Here is a 19,063-nt window from a genome sequence, read left to right as displayed (position 1 = left end):
AATACAGCAACCAATGGCACTAACACCAGAAGTAAAGAAAGAAATCATTGCGAAGTACGGCTCATCAGCTACTGATACAGGAAGCCCTGAAGCTCAGATCGCTTTATTGTCACGTCGCATCGATGACATTACGACTCACCTTAAGACCAACCCACATGATCACCACAACCGTCGTGGTCTGTTGTTGCTCGTAGGTCAGCGTCGTCGCATCTTGCAGTACCTCGCAAAGACAGATATCAATCGTTACCGTGGAATTCTCGAGAAACTCGGAATCCGTCGCTAATTAAGTAAGAACTACCCGCCGGGGGACTAATGGTCCTCGGTAGTGGTTTCCAGATGTTTGCATCTGTGAACTTCGATCGAAGATTCATTCGTTTCGCCTTGCGAGTAGTTACCGCTTCCAAGCTGTGCTCATGCACCTTGGAATATGCAACAAACGAATCAAAGGAGGACCCATGGAGGGTCAAGACGTAAAGACAGCAATAGCCGTTATCGATAACGGAAAGTACGGAAAGCGCGAGATCAAGTTCGAAACCGGACGCCTCGCAAAGCAAGCAGCAGGAGCTGCAGCTGTGTATCTAGATGATCAGACAATGATCTTCTCGGCAACAACAGCATCAAAGACACCTAAAGATCAATTCGATTTCTTCCCACTTACAGTTGATGTAGAAGAGAAGATGTATGCAATTGGCAAGATCCCAGGATCATTCTTCCGTCGTGAAGGCCGACCATCAGAAGAGGCAATTCTTACCTGCCGTCTGATTGATCGCCCATTGCGTCCATCATTTATTAAGGGACTTCGTAACGAAGTACAAATCGTTGTGACAGTAATGGCACTCGATCCTGACCACATGTATGACGTGATTGCTATCAACGCAGCATCAATGTCAACACAACTTGCAGGTCTGCCATTTTCAGGTCCTATCGGTGGAGTGCGTGTTGCACTTATCGAAGGCCAGTGGGTTGCATTCCCAAATCACTCACAGGTTGAGAACGCCGTTTTCGATATGGTCGTTGCAGGTCGCGTGACAGCTGACGATGTAGCAATCATGATGGTGGAAGCAGAAGCGACATCACGCACAATCGGTCTCATCGCCGGTGGCGCAGCAGCACCTACGGAAGAAATTGTTTCGCAAGGACTCGATGCAGCTAAGCCATTTATTCGCATTCTCTGCGAAGCGCAGTCAAAGCTGGCAGCAGTAGCTGCAAAGCCAACTGCAGATTTCCCAGTCTTCTTGGATTACCAAGATGATGTCTTTGCCGCAGTTGAAAAGGCTGCAAAAGATGATCTTGCAAAGGCGATGACAATCGCAGGTAAGCAAGAGCGCGAAACAAAGATTGATGAAATCTCTGCTGCAACTAAGGAATCTGTCTCTGCTGCCTTTGAAGGTCGCGAGAAGGAAGTTCCAGCAGCGTTTCGCTCACTGACAAAGAAGCTTGTTCGGCAGCGCGTATTGCGTGACAAGATCCGTATCGATGGCCGCGGTCTTCGTGATATTCGTGCCTTGTCTGCAGAAGTTGAAGTTATTCCTCGCGTTCACGGATCTGCAATCTTCGAACGAGGAGAGACTCAGATTCTCGGAGTGACAACTCTTAATATGCTCAAGATGGAACAGCAGCTCGACACAATGAGCCCTGAGACATCAAAGCGTTACATGCACAATTACAACTTCCCACCATATTCAACTGGTGAGACCGGTCGTGTGGGAACTCCAAAGCGTCGCGAAATCGGCCACGGAGCACTTGCAGAGCGCGCACTTATTCCAGTACTTCCAACTCGCGAAGAGTTCCCTTACGCAATCCGTCAGGTCTCTGAAGCACTTGGTTCAAATGGATCCACATCAATGGGTTCAGTTTGTGCATCAACGCTGTCAATGCTCCAAGCTGGTGTGCCACTAAAGGCTCCAGTTGCCGGTATTGCAATGGGTCTTATCTCAGATGACGTTGATGGCAAGATTGAATACGTTGCTCTGACAGATATTCTCGGTGCTGAAGATGCATTCGGAGATATGGACTTTAAGGTTGCCGGAACGAAGGACTTTATTACCGCCCTTCAACTTGATACCAAGCTCGATGGAATTCCAGCCTCAGTTCTCGCTGGCGCACTTCATCAGGCAAAGGAAGCGCGTTTAGCAATTCTTGATGTCATGAATGAAGCAATCGATACACCGGATGAGATGAGCCAATACGCTCCTCGCATCATCTCGGTGAAGATTCCAGTAGATCAGATCGGTGCAGTAATCGGGCCTAAGGGCAAGATTATTAACCAGATTCAAGATGAGACTGGCGCAGATATCTCGATTGAAGATGATGGAACTATCTACATCGGTGCCACCGATGGGCCTTCAGCTGAAGCAGCTCGCGCGCAGATTAACGCGATTGCTAATCCACAAATGCCAGAAGTGGGAGAGCGATACCTCGGAACTGTTGTGAAGCTTGCAACATTCGGTGCATTCATCTCATTGATGCCAGGTAAAGATGGCCTGCTCCACGTATCTCAGATTCGCAAGATGCATGGTGGAAAGCGCATTGAAAACCTAGAAGAGGTCATGAAGGTTGGCGACAAGATTCAGGTTGAAATCGGCGAGATTGATCCAAAGGGCAAGCTCTCTTTGGTTCCAGTTCTCGAAGATGGATCGACTCCAGCTGCTGAATAAGTAGATGTCAGTTAAACGCTCAGTTCACGCAAGTGGCCTGCGTATTGTTACGGAAGAAGTTCCGTCAGTACGCAGCGCTGCTGTGGGAATTTGGGTCAATGTAGGTTCTCGTGATGAAGCACCAGCTACGGCTGGTGCTTCTCATTTTCTGGAACATCTGCTCTTTAAAGGAACAACAAGTAGAACAGCGTTAGAGATATCTTCATCCATTGAGTCAGTCGGCGGTGAGATGAATGCCTTTACCTCTAAGGAATACACCTGCTTCTACGCCCGCGTAATTGATACTGACTTACCAATGGCAATCGATGTGGTTAGCGATCTCATCACTTCCTCCGTTGTCTCAGCCCTAGATGTCGATGCCGAGCGCAAAGTAGTTCTTGAAGAAATTGCGATGCGCGATGATGATCCCAGTGATCTGGTGCACGATCTCTTTAGCGATACCTATTATGGCGATACGCCGATCGGGCGCCCAATTCTAGGAACGATTGATTCAATCAATGCGATGTCTCGCAACGCAGTCTTTAACTACTATAAGAAGAAGTACTTACCGCAAGATCTGGTTGTTGCTGTGGCCGGCAATATCAAACATAAGCGCGTGGTTGCGATGGTTGAGCAAGCCCTTTCGCGCGATAACTTCCTTGATGTCATGGCTGCCCCTGTTATTCGCCCCAATATTCCGATTAAGAATTCAAAGCAACAATCTGTTGGTCTGATGTATAAAAAGAGCGAACAAGCTCATATGTTCTATGGGATGGAAGCTGTTGCAAGGGCAGATGAACGTCGCTTTGCGATGGGAGTTCTCTCTGCGGCCCTCGGCGGCGGCATGTCATCGCGCCTCTTCCAAGAGATTCGCGAAAAACGTGGTCTTGCCTACTCCGTCTACTCATATGCGCAACAATTTGCTGGCTCTGGCCTCATTGGTTTTTATGCCGGATGTAACCCAGCCAAAGCGATGGAAGTCGTCGAAATTATTCGCAGCGTCTTAAGTGATGTTGCCGAAAACGGGATGACTCATGAAGAAATTGATCGCGCCAAAGGCGCTGTGCGTGGATCCCTGGTATTAAGCCAGGAAGATACTGGTTCGCGCATGAGCCGCATCGGCAAGAATGAGATTGTGTATGGCCAAGTGATGGATTTCGATGACATTCTCACCTCAATTGACCGAGTGAGCGCTCAAGACATACGCGAAATTGCCAGCGAGTTCTTGGTCAAAACGCCTACCCTTGCTCTTGTCGGTCCATTTAAAAATGAAGCGAAATTTGAAAAGGTGTTAGAGCGATGATCAAAGTTGCAGTCATTGGTGCGCGTGGTCGCATGGGTTCTGAGGTAGTAAAGGCTGTCAATGAAGCCAAGGATCTCGAACTCGTTGCGCAACTTGATCTTGGAGATTCACTCGACGCACTTCTTGCAAGTGGGGCAGTAGTTGCGGTTGATTTCACAACACCTGATTCAGTCATGGCTAACCTCGAATTTTTGATTTCTCACAACATCAATGCGGTTGTGGGCACAACTGGCTTTGATGATGCGCGCATTGCCAAGATTAAGTCTCTGCTGGCTAACTCAAAGTCAGGGGTACTAATTGCTCCCAACTTTGCCATTGGGGCAGTACTCATGATGGAGTTTGCAACCAAGGCAGCTAAGTACTTTGAATCTGCTGAAATCATTGAACTGCATCACCCAAATAAAGTTGATGCGCCTTCCGGGACAGCCAGTCGCACAGCTGAACTTATGTCAGCTTCGCGCAAAGAAGCTGGCCTACCTGTGATGCCAGATGCGACAACTACTTCGCTAGCTGGAGCACGCGGTGCCACTGTGGGAGATATTCCAGTGCACTCGGTTCGTGTGCGCGGATTGGTTGCCCATCAAGAGGTATTACTCGGTGGAATTGGTGAAACACTTTCAATACGACATGACTCGATAGACAGAGTAGGTTTCATGCCAGGGGTACTCCTTGGAGTACGGAAAGTTGTGACACATCCAGGGCTGACTTTCGGCCTGGAAAACTTTATGTAAGAAAGAGGGAACTCACATGGCACTTGTAGATATCACGATGTATGGAGCCGACTGGTGTGGAGATTGCCGTCGTTCCAAGCGACTTTTAGAAGAGCTCGATGTTCAGGTCAACCATATTGATGTTGAAGTAGATGAGTCTGCAGCAGCAAAGGTCCGTGAGATCAACGGGGGAGCGCAGTCAATTCCAGTGCTTGTTTTTTCAGATGGCACACATATGACAGAGCCATCAGATAATGATTTGAAGGCAAAGCTAACTTCGCTGGGAATTATCTAGAAGCGATACAAAAGCGCGGAAGTAAGGGCTGCAGATATCACTACAACGAAGTATGGCGCTTTGAGCAGAAGTGCAATGAGTGCCACAGCAACACCGGCAAGGCGCTGATCAATTACCCAGATACCTTTTTCGGTCACTGTTTGAACTCCGACCAAGGCGCTGAGCAGTGCAACTGGTATCAGGGTATTAATGCGCAACATTCGGGGGTTTGTCAGATATTTCTCAGGGATTAAGTAACCTGAATACCGCAGGGCAAAGAGTGCGATGCTAGAACCGATAACACCTATCCAGAGCGCGTTCATCTGCGCACCTTCCAGCCAAAGATCACGGCAAGTACGACGGTGGAGATAATTGGTATACCGGCGCTGAGTACCGGACTAAGAAGGACTGCCAAGACAAGTGCGCACACCGCTAGCGCCCGTTCTAATTTATTTGTCAGCCTTGGCCACACAAGTCCTAAGAATGCCGCTGGAACTGCAGCATCGAGGCCCCAGGCGGAGGGATTTCCCATTGCCTTCGCACCGAGTGCGCCCAATAGTGTGAAGATGTTCCAGAAGATATAGACACCAACGCCGGTTAACCAGAAGCCTTGCTTCATCGCCGTAGACCCTAGTTTTTCTTGACTTAAGGCAACACCAGTTGATTCATCAATAGTTACTTGCGCTGCAATTACCTTCCGCAATCCAGAGACTTTCAGAAGAGGTGCCATGCGAAGTGCATACAACATATTTCTCACACCAAGAAGTGAAGCCGTTGCGATCCCTGCAATGGCGCTTCCACCTGCGCCCATGACGCCCACTACTGCAAATTGAGATGCGCCAGAGAAAGTCAGAAGAGAGAGTAAACAAGTCTGCAGAACTGAGAACCCCGCGGCGATACTGGCGGCGCCAAATGCAGTTCCATAAAGGCCCACCGTCAGGGAGACGCTCAAGCTTTGGGATGCGGTGGTGCGGTTCACTCTGGACACGCGGACATTCTGCCCTAGATATGCAGCAAGTGGAGGGGGGTAGATAGATAAGGTGCGAACATGTCTGAGACCGTAATTTATAGAGACGATGTATCAGTAGAGCTTGTTAAATCAAGTGCAAGTGATGCTGATGTCATTTGGGCCGCTCGAGTATCAACCGCCGGTGAGCAGTCACTTGATGAAATTGGTGAAGATCCAGCGCGATCTGCCGGGCTGATTAACTATCTTGCACGCGAACGCCATGGATCACCTTTCGAGCACACCTCGATGACTTTCTTTGTCTCAGCACCCATCTTCGTCTTCCGTGAATTTATGCGCCATCGCATCGCTTCCTATAACGAAGAATCTGGTCGCTACCGTGAACTCAAGCCAGTTTTCTATATTCCTTCGAAAGAGCGCAAACTTATTCAGGTTGGTAAGACTGGTGCTTACACATTTGAAGATGGAACGCCAGAACAATTTGAAATAACAGTTAAGGCGATGAAGGATGCATATGTCATTGCCTATGAGTCATATGTGAAGATGTTAGAGGCTGGCGTTGCCCGCGAAGTTGCGCGAGTAGTTTTGCCGGTCGCAACGTATTCATCTATGTATGTCACCATGAATGCACGTGCACTGATGAACTTTTTATCCCTGCGCACATCTCGTGAAGGTTCGCACTTTCCAAGCTATCCGCAGCGAGAAATCGAGATGGTTGCCGAAAAAATGGAAGCCGAGTTCGCGAAATTGATGCCTTTGACATACGGAGCCTTTGAAAAATCTGGTCGTATTGCGCCTTAAGCGATAAGATGCGCGGATGAGTATCCAGCCTCCTTTTGGTCGATTAATCACCGCAATGGTGACCCCATTCAATAGTGATGGTGCAATCGATTGGGATGGCGTTGCCACATTGGCACAACATCTTGTTGATACCGGACATGATGGAATTGCAGTCAATGGCACAACCGGTGAAGCTCCCACCACAAAGTCTTCGGAAAAACTTGAGATCATCAAAGTGGTCAAGAGCGTCGTTGGCGAAAAGATCTGTGTTCTCTCAGGTGCTGGCGATAATGAGACCGCTTACACAGTTGAACAAGCTAAGCGTTCCCAAGATGCGGGGGCAGATGCACTGCTGGTGGTTACTCCTTATTACAACAAGCCTCCCCAAGCTGGAATCGAAGCGCACTTTCGCGCAGTAGCCGCCGCAACTGATCTTCCCATCATGATGTATGACATCCCAGGTCGCACCGGTGTTGAAATCGAATCTGACACCATCGTCAAACTCTTTGAAAGCGTGAAGAACATTGTTGCCCTCAAAGATGCCAAGGGAAATATCGCAGCCACATCATGGGTGATTAAGCGCTCAGGTATTCCGGTCTATTCCGGTGATGACATTCTCAACCTGCCCTTCCTCTCAGTTGGAGCAGTTGGATTCGTCTCTGTCTGTGGCCACACCGCTGGCTTAGAACTCAAAGCAATGCTCGATGCTTGGTTTGCTGGAGATGCACCACGCGCACTTGAAATTCATCAGAAACTTCTTCCAGTCTTTACTGGAACCTTCCGCACACAAGGTGCAATTTTGACCAAGGCAGCGATGTCTCTCATGGGACTCCCAGGAGGAACTACTCGTCTGCCACTCGTTGATGCCACCGAAGCACAGATCGAACAATTACGAAAAGATCTTATTGCTGGTGGAATCACGTTGAAAAAATAATTTGACTGTATGACTCAACACCCGCATCCAAACTTAGGAACTCCTAGCAAGCTAGTGGCTGGGGGAGTTCGCATCGTCGCCCTTGGTGGAATCTCTGAAATCGGTCGCAATATGACCGTCTATGAAACTAATGGAAAGCTACTGATCATCGATTGCGGAGTTCTCTTTCCAGAAGATAATCAACCCGGAATCGATTTAATCCTGCCTGATTTCTCCTACATCCGAGATCGCCTTGCTGATGTAGTTGGAATCTTTCTTACCCATGGACATGAAGACCATATCGGGGCAGTTCCATACTTACTGCGCGAACGTGGTGATATTCCGGTCTATGGCTCTCCGCTGACAATCGCTCTCATCGCCGCTAAATGTAAAGAACATCGAATTTCTCCACTGATGCGCGAAGTTCGAGAAGGACTGCGCGAAGATGTCGGACCATTTGAATTAGAGTTTATTGCGGTCAACCATTCGATTCCGGACGCACTTGCCGTTGCCATCCACACAAGTGCTGGAACAATTCTTCACACCGGTGATTTTAAAATGGATCAACTTCCACTCGATGGTCGCATCACAGATTTGCGAACATTTGCCCGCTTAGGTGAAGAAGGCGTAGATCTATTCCTGGTTGATTCCACCAATGCCGACGTTCCTGGCTTTACGCCATCGGAGCGGGAAATCATGCCAGCGCTTAATCGGGTAATTTCATCAACAAAGCGCCGAGTTATTGTTGCCTCATTTAGTTCGCACGTGCATAGAGTGCAGCAGGTCATTGATACGGCAGCTCTTCACAATAGAAAAGTTGCATTTATTGGGCGTTCGATGATTCGCAATATGAAGATTGCACAAGAGATGGGATACCTCACCGTTCCCTCAGGGATTTTATTTGATGCCCGAGAATTAGAAAACTACGACGATAACGTGGTGCTCATCTGCACAGGTTCGCAAGGTGAACCGATGGCAGCACTTTCCCGGATGGCAAACGGTGATCACCAGATCAGAGTGGGAGAAGGCGATACCGTCATCTTGGCATCCTCACTGATTCCAGGTAATGAGAATTCTGTCTTTCGCATTATTAATGAACTCACTCGATGGGGCGCTAAAGTGGTGCATAAAGCGAATGCCATGGTGCATGTCTCAGGTCACGCAGCAGCGGGTGAACTTCTCTACTGCTACAACATCGTCAAGCCTAAGTACGCCCTTCCTGTGCATGGCGAATGGCGTCACCTAAAAGCTAATGCAGAGCTCGCAATCGAATCAGGTGTCCCGCGCGAGAACGCATTCATTATTGAAAATGGCATTGTTATCGACCTGATTGATCACCACGCCGAAGTTGTTGGCGCTGTGCCATGTGGTTTTGTCTATGTCGATGGTGGCAGCGTTGGCGATATCACCGAATCATCTCTCAAAGATCGCAGGATTCTGGGTGAAGAAGGATTCATCTCTGTCATTGTTGTGATCGAATCGCAAACTGGAAAAATTGTTGCTGGACCTGACATACATGCGCGTGGCTTTAATGAGGACATCGCACTCTTTGATGAGGTGAAAGGGCAGATTGAAAAAGCTCTAGCTGCTGCAGTTGCAGAGGGCGTCAATGGAACGCATCAGTTGTCACAAGTTGTGCGTCGCACCATTGGGGGATGGGTAGGCCAAAAACATCGCCGGCGCCCGATGATTGTTCCAGTAGTCATCGAGGTCTAAGCGGCGCGCCTACGCTCGCTAAAAAAACTCTCCACCTAAGATTGAATGTGTGGCTAAGAAAAAGAAAAGCACATCCGCACGCTCAGCACTGGGCTCCATTGGTCGCGGCTTAGCCATACTCTGGCACTACCTTGCTAAATTTTTAGGTGCATCAGTTCGATTCGTTGCTCGCGGTGCGCGAGATTTAGATCCGGCACATCATCGAGATGGCGCAGCACTCCTTGTTCTTTTAACTTCACTGGCAGCATTTGCTGGAACTTGGTTTCAGGCAGATAACTATGTGGGGCGCAATCTCTATTCATTTTTCTACGGGGCATTTGGTCGCATCGGTGTTTTAGCACCGCTAGTCCTGCTCTACTTTGCAGTGCGACTCTTTAGAAAACCTGACGATGCTCACGTCACTGGCCGAATCACTATTGGAACGCTCACGCTATTAGTGAGCACAACAGGTTTAGCACACCTGCTCAACGGTTCACTTGGGGCAGTTAATGCAACGGGTGCTACTGCAATCAGAGAAGGCGGTGGCTTACTTGGGTACTGGGTAGCGTTGCCGTTGGTTGCTCTGATGACATCACTGCTTGCTTATCCAGTTCTGATTGCAATCTTTCTCTTTGGGCTTCTCATTATCACTGCCACCCCAATTTCAAAGGTGGGAATTAAACTCAAAGTCATCTTCATCTGGCTCTGGTCTAAAAAGCCATCACGGAGCAAGGATGAGTTTGAGATTTCAGATACGCCACCTTTTGAATCTCCTGTGGTCGCCTGGAATCAGGATGAAGATGAGATTGATGAAGAAGAGTTCGATGAAGAGTTCACCGTTGAGATTCCCAGAGCTCCGTTGGAAGCACAACTTAAAGAGGCTCCGAAAAGTGATAGACGTCCTGAGCAACTCTTGCTCACCAGTGATATTAAATATGAGCTGCCTTCACATGATCTGCTCAAGTTAGGACCTGCTGCAAAGGCGAAGAGCAAAGCTAATGAAGTTGTTGTGGCCTCACTGACTGAAGTATTTAAACAATTTGAAATTGATGCTGAGGTAACAGGCTTTATGCGTGGGCCGACTGTGACGCGCTATGAAGTTGAGCTGGGGAATGCGGTTAAAGTCGAACGAATTACCGCTTTATCGAAGAATATTTCCTATGCTGTTGCAAGCAACGAAGTGCGAATTCTTTCCCCGATTCCGGGTAAATCTGCGGTAGGTATTGAAATTCCTAACGCTGATCGTGAAATTGTCGCCCTCGGTGATGTCATGCGCTCTAGCGTTGCCGGTCAAGATCACCACCCAATGCTGGTTGCACTTGGCAAGGATGTTGAAGGTAATTTTGTCTGTGCAAACCTTGCGAAAATGCCTCACTTATTAGTAGCTGGTGCAACGGGTGCGGGTAAATCTTCCATGATTAACGCCATGATCACCTCGATTTTGATGCGTGCTACACCTGATGATGTGCGCCTGATTTTAATTGATCCAAAGCGCGTGGAACTCACCGCCTATGAAGGTATTCCACATCTGATTACTCCAATCATTACCAATCCGAAGAAGGCAGCGGACGCGCTCACCTGGGTTGTGCGTGAAATGGATCTTCGTTATGAAGATCTTGCAACTTTTGGCTTTAGACATATTGATGATTTCAATAAGGCTGTTCGTGCTGGAAAAGTTGTGACTCCTCCGGGATCAGATCGCATCGTTGAGCCCTACCCGTACTTACTTGTCATCATCGATGAGTTAGCAGACCTCATGATGGTCGCTGCTCGCGAAGTAGAAGAATCGGTAGTGCGAATTACACAGTTGGCAAGATCTGCAGGCATCCACTTAGTGCTAGCTACACAACGCCCAAGTGTGGATGTCGTCACCGGTCTTATTAAGGCCAACGTTCCTTCACGTCTATCTTTTGCAACATCATCACTCGCCGATAGTCGAGTTATTCTCGATAGTCCTGGAGCTGAAAAATTGATTGGCCAAGGTGATGCACTGTTTATCCCAATGGGTGCAAGTCGTGCGATAAGAATTCAAGGTGCTTATGTTTCAGAGCGTGAAATTGAAGCGGTGACAACCCATGTTAAGAAACAACTTTCACCACGTTATCGTGATGACGTTACACAGGTAGCGCAGGTAAATAAGAATATTGATAAAGAAATTGGCGATGATTTAGAGATACTGATTCAAGCTGTTGAGTTAGTAGTAAGCACTCAATTTGGTTCAACTTCTATGTTGCAGCGAAAGTTGCGAGTGGGATTTGCAAAGGCTGGACGATTGATGGATCTGATGGAATCTAGGGGAATCGTAGGACCCTCTGAAGGCTCCAAGGCCAGAACCGTCTTAGTTAAACAAGATGAGATTGACTCTGTGCTTGCCACGCTTCGCGACTATTAACAGCAGGTAAATTTGGTGTGGTTTTTGTGGGTGAGACTTATCTTCACCACCCAGATCTGTTCTCAACCGGGGTAGTTAGTTATTACAATTGCCTTCTTCTCAATACATTTAATGAGGGACCTTCATGAGCACAGGCAGCGAACTACGCGATCAACGCGAGGCTGCTGGCATTTCTAAAGATCAGTTAGCCGCGCTGATTAGTGTGCGAGCCGGATTAATCTCGCAAATGGAGCTCAATGATTTTTCACATTGTGGTGGCGACACCTACGCAAGAGGACACCTTAAAAATATCGCTCTTCGACTTGGTTTAGCCGCAGATTATTTTGTCGAGATGTACAACGCTGAGCACTCATCAGAACATAGAGGTATTCACGATCAGCTCCTTGATAACAATGTTGGAACAATCCCTCGTGAGGCCAGAAAAATATCTTGGAAGTTACCGGCGCTTATCTCTGTTGCCATCTTGGTTGTCGCGGGTTCTATTCAGATCGTAGTATCAAATCAATCCTCGGTAACAACTCCTGAAGTTGTTGCTAAACCATCACCGGTTGCCTCAGTCACACCAGAGGCCACGCCAACACCGGCACCTACCGTTTCCACCTCAGCATCGCCTTCAACCGGATCTGTCTCACTAGTACTAGAAGCCACGCGAGGTAATTCATTTATCAATGTGGTCGTTGATGGCAAGAGTGTTATTAAAGGTTCAATATTTCAAGGTGAAACCAAGAGTTACACTGGTGCCACCTCGGTCAGCATTTACCTGAGTAATCCGGCAGGTGTAGATGTGACACATAATGGAAAATTATTGAGCCCGCTCGGCGGACAGAATCAGGAAATCCGTCGCACCTTTCGCTAATTAAGATTTCTTACCGATAACCCTGTAACATCACCTTCATGTCTCGCACCGTAGCTATTGTCACTATGGGGTGCGCCCGTAACGATGTTGACTCAGAAGAACTCGCTGGCAGATTAGCCGCCGATGGCTGGACCCTGGTCGCAGACGTTGAATCTGCAGAGGTCGCAGTTGTTAATACCTGCGGTTTTATTGAATCAGCGAAGAAGGATTCAATCGATGCCCTCTATGCCGCGAACTCACTTAAAGGTCATGGCACCACAAAGGTAGTTGTAGCCGTGGGTTGCATGGCAGAACGCTATGGAAAAGAGCTGGCCGAGGCGCTTCCGGAGGCAGATGCAATTCTAGGTTTCGATGATTATCAAGATATCTCAGAACGCTTGCAATCAATTATTAGCGGTAATGCACATACGCCACACGTTCCACGCGATCGTCGCGCACTACTTCCCATCGCACCAGTTGAACGCGCAGCTGCGCGTGATGAAAGTTTTGCATCGTCAGTCGGCGCTGGTGGTTCCCTCTTTCGTAAGCGGCTAGGAGATGCACCCTGGGCGCCACTAAAGATTGCTTCAGGCTGCGATCGTCGTTGCTCCTTCTGTGCAATTCCATATTTCAGAGGCTCATTTATCTCACGTAGGCCGACTGAGATTCTGCAAGAAGCCACATGGCTTGCCAATAATGGCGTGAGTGAACTCTTTCTGGTCAGTGAGAACACCACGAGTTATGGCAAGGACCTCGGTGATATCAAGTTGATGGAGAAGATCCTTCATGAATTTGCCGAAATCCCTAGAGTTGAGCGAGTTCGTCTTTCTTACCTGCAGCCTGCCGAAATGCGACCATCACTGCTGCAAGCGATGATTGAGACCGAAAAAGTTGCGCCGTATTTTGATCTCTCTTTCCAACATACCAGCCCTACAGTGTTACGTCGGATGCGCCGTTTTGGTGATTCAGAAAAATTCCTACACCTGATCACGCAAATCCGCGCACTCTCACCCGAGGCCGGAATCAGATCAAATTTCATCGTTGGTTTTCCCGGTGAGACCGAAGCCGATTACAACGATTTAGCTGAATTTATAACGGAAGCAAAGCTAGATGCAGTGGGAGTATTCGGATATTCCGATGAGGATAATACGGAGGCGATAGATCTTTTGGATAAGGTCGCCGATGAAGTAATTCGCCAAAGAGTAGAGTCACTGTCTTCACTAGCTGATGAAATGGTCTCAGTGCGCGCACAAGCTCGCATCGGTGAACATGTGCGGGTTCTCATTGAAGATGCCGAACTACAAGAAGGACGCGCGGCTCATCAAGGGCCTGAAGTAGATGGCACAACATCATTTATTGGCACCTCATTTGCTGTCGGTGAGTATGTCGATGCGGTGATTATTGAATCGATGGGCGCAGATTTGGTGGCGCAGGCACAATGAGAATTCCTTCATTCATCACACCGAATTGGCTGACAGTTACTCGAATTCTTTTTATTCCGGTGGGTGTCTACTTTCTCTTTCTTGATGGGGGAGATAACGCTGGCAATCAAATAATTGCCTGGACCATATTCTTCTTCTTAGGACTCACAGATTTTGTTGATGGAAAGTGGGCGCGGCAATCGAATCGCATCACAGCCCTTGGCACCTTTCTCGATCCAGTAGCCGATAAAGCACTGATTGGCTCGGCGATGATTTCACTCTCCATCCTTGGCCGCTTTCCGTGGTGGATGACGATACTTATCCTCACCCGTGAAATCGGAATCACAATATTTCGTTTACTTGTCATTCGAGATGGTGTAATTCCTGCCAGCAAGGGCGGAAAGTTAAAGACTTTCTTCCAGGGTTTCGGTGTGGGCTTCTTCGTGCTGCCACTGCCAGCTTCCCTTGATTGGTTTAAGTTCGCATTTATCTCAGTGGCAATCATTTTGACACTCACCAGTGCCTATGAATACATCAACGCCTGGCGCACAAGTGCGGGCAAAGGCAAGGTTAAATAGATGGCCACACAATCTCCAGCGCAATCAATTATTGAAACCTTAACTTCCCGTGGTCAGACACTTGCCGTTGCTGAATCTCTGACTGGTGGGGGACTTGGTTTCGCACTTACCCAAGTGCCGGGGGCATCTGCGGTTTTTCTTGGTGGCATCATTTCCTACACAACTGATGTCAAGGTGCACGAACTTGGTGTTGGGCAATCAGTCATCGATCAATACAAAGTTGTCAGTGAAGAAGTAGCGATTGAAATGGCAGAGGGTGCAAAGAATAAGTTTGCAACTACCTGGGCGATTTCAACGACGGGCGTAGCCGGCCCCGGGGATTATCAAGGGGTGCGCGAAGGAACAGTCTGGATCGCAATTCGTGGCCCTATCAATCAAAGCCTGACGCTTACCCTGGATGGCGGGCGCGATGGCGTGCGCCAAGGCGCTATATCCAGCGCAATCGGTACCTTTGCGCGTATCCTTAGCGCTTAGTACCTCACGAGATTCGAAAGGAGCGTTGCCATGGTTCTACTTCGCCAAGCAGTGGGTCACACACTTCGTAACGCTCGCACAAATCAATCTCGCACCCTTCGCGATGTCGCGCGGGAAGCACGCGTTTCACTCGGTTATCTGTCGGAAGTAGAGCGCGGACAGAAAGAAGCTTCTTCTGAACTTCTCAATGCAATCTGCGAAGCGCTCGGCCTGACTCTCTCTTCGGTCATGACCGGGGTAACTCACGAACTCGCATCTCGTGAAAGTGCAAAGCTCTCCGTTGTCGACGCAGCCTAAGTACCTATTGCAAGGCGGGATACACCGCCGTACCGAGAGTGCAATCCTCGAAGGAACAAAGAAACTAATTTCCCAGTTTGGCATCTCTAACGTTTCCATGATTGAAATTGCCGATGCATCTGAAGTATCTCGCGCCACTTTATATAACCACTACCGAGATAAGAGCGCGGTATTACTTGCCCTCTTAACTGCCGAAGTAGAACGACTTGTTGAGTTGGCCGAGCGCGCTGGCACCCCAGCCGATGCGCTAGAAACCTTGTCGCGTGAAGTCTCAGCCGATACCGCACTTGCTTCCATGAGAACACACGATGGGCAGATGCTGATCGCAATCATGTCTCATTCAGAAAATCCGCTCTATCTCACCCTTGCGCAATGCATCTATGGGGCAATCAAATCTGAGGCGGGCACCGGAGTTGCCATGCGCTGGCTGCTTGGACAGGTAATGCAACCAATAACTCCGAAACAATCACGTGAGCAGGCAGAGTTACTCGTCGATCGCACATTGTTTTAAGAGATTTAGCTATGCGCATTTCAGATCTGCGGGAACGCTTAACGCTCTCATTCGGTGAATCCTGGGCGCCATCTTTCGCACACGATATTGCCATCAGCGAGCTTGCATCTATGACAGTCAATGAAGCACTAGCTGCCGGACGGGAAGCCGATGAAATTTGGCGGGCAGTGTGTAAGCAATGTCCGAATGAAACCCAGAAGTACCGGTATTAAGCCCTAAACGGCGATGACTTCTAAGACCCAGGGCTGCTGACCCGCAGCCGGTGTTAAGGCGCAGGGATATTTCTCAGAGACGATGGCATAGAGATCTTCCGGAGTCTGCGGCGTAGCGCGAGATTGCAGCAGCCAGCGCGTGATTTCACCGCGGGTCTTTTTAGACATATGAGTCACCACCGTGCGCACGCCGTTAACCACCGTTGAAACCTTTACCTCCACCGTGATTTCAGGTGGAGCTGTCCATACGCTCTTATAGGTCGAGGAGCGGCAGTCGATAATGAGCTGGCGCTCGCGGGAATCAAGGGCTGCGCCAACACTGGGCCGCATCAACTTGTTATCAATCTTGGCCTTGTAGCTCTCAATGTGATCACTTGGCCCAATAGCCCCGTATTTGGCGGAGATAATGGCGATTACCGATTCACCGCGCTTCTTGGCCGCGGGTGTGAGCGTGGGCCAATCCAGTGCCTGATAGAGGACCCCGGTATAGACCGAGATTGCGGGGGTGGGTTTAGTGGTCGCAAGCTTCTTTTCGGACGGGGGAAGCAGGATCAACATGCGACACACCCTACTTGTCAGTGGCTGGTAATACAGTTCGAACAGATGTTCGGATATAGTTTCCCTGCACAACCAGAGCGGTGCTCAGCCTTCGCCCACAGCGTCTCTATAACGCCACGGGCCGTAGCAGAGAATTCCGTACCTTCTGGGCCAACTACCAACGGTGGCGCTCGCCAACGTTCGAGATATAAGGAGAAGACAGTGGCTGCTGAAAAATCAAAGCCTGAAGATAACAAATCATCTGACCGTCAAAAGGCGTTAGATACCGCACTTGCCCAAATCGAACGTCAATTTGGTAAAGGCTCAGTAATGAAGATGTCAGATCGACAAGCACAGGTAATCGAAGTGATTCCAACTGGTTCGATCGCGCTAGATATCGCACTCGGAATTGGTGGACTACCACGCGGTCGTATCGTTGAAATTTATGGACCAGAATCTTCCGGTAAGACAACTCTTACCTTGCACGCAATCGCAAATGCCCAGAAAGCTGGCGGCATCTGCGCATTTATCGATGCTGAGCACGCATTCGATGCTGAGTATGCAAAGAAGCTTGGCGTTGATATCGATGCGCTCCTTGTCTCACAGCCAGATACTGGCGAGCAAGCACTTGAAATCATGGACATGCTCATTCGTTCCGGAGCACTTGATCTCGTAGTTGTTGACTCGGTTGCAGCCCTGGTACCACGTGCTGAAATTGAAGGCGAGATGGGCGATTCCCATATGGGCTTGCAGGCACGCCTGATGTCACAAGCGCTGCGAAAGATTACTGGCGCACTGCATCAATCAAAGACCACTGCAATCTTTATCAATCAGCTTCGCGAAAAAATCGGTGTCTTCTTCGGTTCACCTGAGACAACAACAGGTGGAAAGGCACTTAAGTTCTACGCTTCAGTTCGCCTTGATATCCGCCGTATTGAAACGCTTAAAGAAGGAACAGAATCTGTCGGTAACCGTACTCGCGTTAAAGTGGTGAAGAACAAGATGGCTCCACCATTTAAGCAAGCAGAGTTTGACATCATCTACGGTGTGGGAATCTCACGCGAAGGATCAATCATTGACATGGGCGTAGAGCTCGGAATCGTGAAGAAGTCTGGTGCTTGGTACACATACGAGGCAGATCAACTAGGTCAAGGTAAAGAGAATTCACGTGCATTCCTTATCAATAACCCAGATCTAGCCAACGAGATAGAGTCAAAGATTCGTGCCAGCTTCGTGCCCGTAGAAGTCGATGCAGCGCTCATTGCTGAAATCGATGAAGCTGCAGCAGAGGTTGATTTCTAATTTCACTGCAATTTGCAAAGGTTGAGAGAGGTGAGGGCTCTGACCCTTACGAAGTAGCTCACGCAATTGCGCTTAACGCACTTGTGACTCGAGCAAAAAGTAAGGGCGAGCTTCTCGCTCATCTTAAAACCCGTGGCGTAGAAGATGATGTGGCGCATGCTGTCATCTTTCGTCTGCAAGAAAGCGGCCTAGTGAATGATCGCGAATTCGCCCTTGCCTGGGCCACCTCGCGACATGAGCATAAGAAGATTTCAAAGCGCATCATTGCGGGGGAGCTTCGTCAAAAAGGCGTCACCCAAGAGCAGATTGATGAGGCACTTGATGGCATCGATGACGAATCTGAATATCGATCAGCTTTTGAACTTGGCTTTAAGAAATACAACACTATGTCTCGGCTAGCACCTGATGTGCAGGTCCGCCGCATTCAATCGCTCTTAGCCCGTAAAGGCTTTAACTTCAACATTATTTCTCGAGTACTCAAAGAACTCGATTTACTTAATAACTAACTACTTACCTGATTTCAGATGTTCGCTTAGCCGTTCGGCCGTTGCCACAACTGCAGCGGCATGTACTCGGCCAGGCTGGCGGCCCAGTCTTTCAATGGGGCCGCTAATGGAGACAGCTGCAATAACTTTTCCGTTTGGTCCGCGCACGGGGGCGGAGACAGATGCAACGCCGGCTTCACGTTCGCCAACAGATTGTGCCCAACCGCGTCTGCGATCTGCAGCTAGATGTGCTGCTGTGTATCTAGCATTTTTAAGCCCGCGATGAATCTTCTCTGAATCTTCCCACGCCATTAATATTTGCGCCGCAGATCCTGCCTGCATAGTTAGTGATGCACCGATTGGCACAGAGTCACGAAGACCAGATAAACGCTCTGCTACCGCAACACAGATTCGAATATCTCCTTGGCGACGATAAAGTTGGGCAGATTCTCCGGTGGCATCGCGCAGGGCGGCAAGTGCCGGAGTTGCCACTGCAATCAAGCGATCTTCACCGGCTGCAGCTGCTAATTCACCTGAACGAGGCCCGATAATGAAGCGACCATTGAGATCGCGAGATACAAGATGATGAAATTCCAGGGCAACGGCGAGCCTATGAGCTGTCGGACGGGCAATTCCAGTGGCGGCTACGAGTTCAGCCAAGGAGTGAGGCCCTGATTCCAGCGTGGCCAGGATGTATACGGCTTTATCTAAGACGCCGACTCCGCTATTCTTCTTATCCAC

Annotated in this window: 21 protein-coding genes and 1 pseudogene; 18 read left to right on the top strand and 4 right to left on the bottom strand. The window is 49.0% G+C overall.

The features are described 5' to 3' along the window. Positions 1 to 13: 13 nt before the first annotated feature. The 5 genes from rpsO (at position 14) to A1sIA79_RS04285 (ending at position 4,944) form a co-directional block, all read left to right on the top strand. Positions 14 to 283 carry a 30S ribosomal protein S15 gene (gene rpsO / locus A1sIA79_RS04305; protein ID WP_095674990.1) on the top strand — a complete coding sequence of 90 codons (270 nt, stop codon included), beginning with the start codon at positions 14 to 16 and terminating at the stop codon, positions 281 to 283. A gap of 172 nt (positions 284 to 455) precedes the next feature. Then, positions 456 to 2,657, top strand: a complete 2,202-nt coding sequence (locus A1sIA79_RS04300) for a polyribonucleotide nucleotidyltransferase (protein WP_095674989.1) — start codon at positions 456 to 458, stop codon at positions 2,655 to 2,657. 4 nt (positions 2,658 to 2,661) lie between these two features. Next, entirely contained in the window at positions 2,662 to 3,939 is a 1,278-nt protein-coding gene (locus tag A1sIA79_RS04295) for a M16 family metallopeptidase (protein ID WP_095674988.1), read from the top strand. Further along, complete coding sequence (dapB, locus tag A1sIA79_RS04290; RefSeq protein ID WP_095674987.1) at positions 3,936 to 4,670, top strand: 4-hydroxy-tetrahydrodipicolinate reductase; 735 nt, start codon at positions 3,936 to 3,938, stop codon at positions 4,668 to 4,670. The genes A1sIA79_RS04295 and dapB overlap by 4 nt, the downstream gene beginning before the upstream one ends. Positions 4,671 to 4,686: 16 nt before the next feature. Continuing rightward, positions 4,687 to 4,944: a glutaredoxin domain-containing protein gene (locus A1sIA79_RS04285; protein WP_095674986.1), complete on the top strand. Its 258-nt coding sequence runs from the start codon at positions 4,687 to 4,689 to the stop codon at positions 4,942 to 4,944. Here the strand turns inward: A1sIA79_RS04285 and A1sIA79_RS04280 are convergent. Together A1sIA79_RS04280 and A1sIA79_RS04275 are read right to left on the bottom strand one after the other, a co-directional pair. Then, entirely contained in the window at positions 4,941 to 5,246 is a 306-nt protein-coding gene (locus A1sIA79_RS04280) for an AzlD domain-containing protein (protein ID WP_095674985.1), read from the bottom strand. The two genes, A1sIA79_RS04285 and A1sIA79_RS04280, sit on opposite strands and share 4 nt — an antisense overlap. Then, positions 5,243 to 5,911, bottom strand: a complete 669-nt coding sequence (locus tag A1sIA79_RS04275) for an AzlC family ABC transporter permease (protein WP_223298324.1) — start codon at positions 5,909 to 5,911, stop codon at positions 5,243 to 5,245. The genes A1sIA79_RS04280 and A1sIA79_RS04275 overlap by 4 nt, the downstream gene beginning before the upstream one ends. Before the next feature lie 60 nt (positions 5,912 to 5,971). Here A1sIA79_RS04275 and thyX point away from each other — a divergent pair, with 60 nt between their 5' ends. The 11 genes and pseudogenes from thyX to A1sIA79_RS04220 all read left to right on the top strand — a co-directional run bounded on the left by thyX (position 5,972) and on the right by A1sIA79_RS04220 (position 15,998). Then, positions 5,972 to 6,691: an FAD-dependent thymidylate synthase gene (gene thyX, locus A1sIA79_RS04270; RefSeq protein WP_095674983.1), complete on the top strand. Its 720-nt coding sequence runs from the start codon at positions 5,972 to 5,974 to the stop codon at positions 6,689 to 6,691. Between the two features lie 16 nt (positions 6,692 to 6,707). Continuing rightward, the gene (gene dapA, locus A1sIA79_RS04265) at positions 6,708 to 7,604 is read left to right on the top strand and encodes a 4-hydroxy-tetrahydrodipicolinate synthase (protein WP_095674982.1); all 897 of its coding nucleotides are present in this window, start codon (positions 6,708 to 6,710) and stop codon (positions 7,602 to 7,604) included. 9 nt (positions 7,605 to 7,613) lie between these two features. Next, positions 7,614 to 9,299 (top strand): ribonuclease J, encoded by a 1,686-nt coding sequence (locus tag A1sIA79_RS04260; protein WP_095674981.1) that lies wholly within the window; start codon positions 7,614 to 7,616, stop codon positions 9,297 to 9,299. A 49-nt stretch (positions 9,300 to 9,348) separates the two neighbouring features. After that, complete coding sequence (locus tag A1sIA79_RS04255; RefSeq protein ID WP_190277034.1) at positions 9,349 to 11,670, top strand: FtsK/SpoIIIE family DNA translocase; 2,322 nt, start codon at positions 9,349 to 9,351, stop codon at positions 11,668 to 11,670. A gap of 124 nt (positions 11,671 to 11,794) precedes the next feature. Next, entirely contained in the window at positions 11,795 to 12,526 is a 732-nt protein-coding gene (locus tag A1sIA79_RS04250) for a helix-turn-helix domain-containing protein (protein WP_095674980.1), read from the top strand. Positions 12,527 to 12,564: 38 nt separating this feature from the next. After that, positions 12,565 to 13,947: a 30S ribosomal protein S12 methylthiotransferase RimO gene (rimO, locus tag A1sIA79_RS04245; RefSeq protein ID WP_095674979.1), complete on the top strand. Its 1,383-nt coding sequence runs from the start codon at positions 12,565 to 12,567 to the stop codon at positions 13,945 to 13,947. Further along, positions 13,944 to 14,504, top strand: a complete 561-nt coding sequence (gene pgsA, locus A1sIA79_RS04240) for a CDP-diacylglycerol--glycerol-3-phosphate 3-phosphatidyltransferase (protein WP_095674978.1) — start codon at positions 13,944 to 13,946, stop codon at positions 14,502 to 14,504. The genes rimO and pgsA overlap by 4 nt, the downstream gene beginning before the upstream one ends. Next, positions 14,505 to 14,978 carry a CinA family protein gene (locus A1sIA79_RS04235; RefSeq protein WP_095674977.1) on the top strand — a complete coding sequence of 158 codons (474 nt, stop codon included), beginning with the start codon at positions 14,505 to 14,507 and terminating at the stop codon, positions 14,976 to 14,978. It begins immediately after the preceding gene. Between the two features lie 30 nt (positions 14,979 to 15,008). Then, positions 15,009 to 15,198: pseudogene (locus tag A1sIA79_RS04230) on the top strand (helix-turn-helix domain-containing protein); the annotation flags it as partial. Positions 15,199 to 15,258: 60 nt separating this feature from the next. Beyond that, a complete protein-coding gene (locus tag A1sIA79_RS04225) occupies positions 15,259 to 15,786 on the top strand; it encodes a TetR/AcrR family transcriptional regulator (RefSeq protein WP_223298323.1) in 528 nt (175 codons plus the stop codon). Between the two features lie 11 nt (positions 15,787 to 15,797). After that, complete coding sequence (locus A1sIA79_RS04220; protein ID WP_095674974.1) at positions 15,798 to 15,998, top strand: DUF3046 domain-containing protein; 201 nt, start codon at positions 15,798 to 15,800, stop codon at positions 15,996 to 15,998. A gap of 3 nt (positions 15,999 to 16,001) precedes the next feature. Here A1sIA79_RS04220 and yaaA read toward each other — a convergent pair whose 3' ends face one another. Further along, on the bottom strand, positions 16,002 to 16,556 hold the full coding sequence (gene yaaA / locus A1sIA79_RS04215; RefSeq protein WP_095674973.1) for a peroxide stress protein YaaA: 555 nt from the start codon (positions 16,554 to 16,556) through the stop codon (positions 16,002 to 16,004). A 201-nt stretch (positions 16,557 to 16,757) separates the two neighbouring features. Between yaaA and recA the strand changes: the two genes are divergently transcribed. Together recA and A1sIA79_RS04205 are read left to right on the top strand one after the other, a co-directional pair. After that, positions 16,758 to 17,837 (top strand): recombinase RecA, encoded by a 1,080-nt coding sequence (gene recA / locus A1sIA79_RS04210; RefSeq protein ID WP_095674972.1) that lies wholly within the window; start codon positions 16,758 to 16,760, stop codon positions 17,835 to 17,837. Beyond that, entirely contained in the window at positions 17,837 to 18,343 is a 507-nt protein-coding gene (locus tag A1sIA79_RS04205) for a regulatory protein RecX (protein ID WP_420022520.1), read from the top strand. Before recA ends, A1sIA79_RS04205 begins: the two co-directional genes overlap by 1 nt. On the opposite strand, the gene A1sIA79_RS04200 is transcribed toward A1sIA79_RS04205, so the two are convergent. After that, positions 18,344 to 19,063, bottom strand: a complete 720-nt coding sequence (locus A1sIA79_RS04200; RefSeq protein WP_095674970.1) for an IclR family transcriptional regulator — start codon at positions 19,061 to 19,063, stop codon at positions 18,344 to 18,346.

It is taken from the genome of Candidatus Planktophila versatilis (assembly GCF_002288105.1).
GTDB lineage: Bacteria > Actinomycetota > Actinomycetes > Nanopelagicales > Nanopelagicaceae > Planktophila > Planktophila versatilis.
This window is presented reverse-complemented; position numbering and strand designations above follow the sequence as displayed.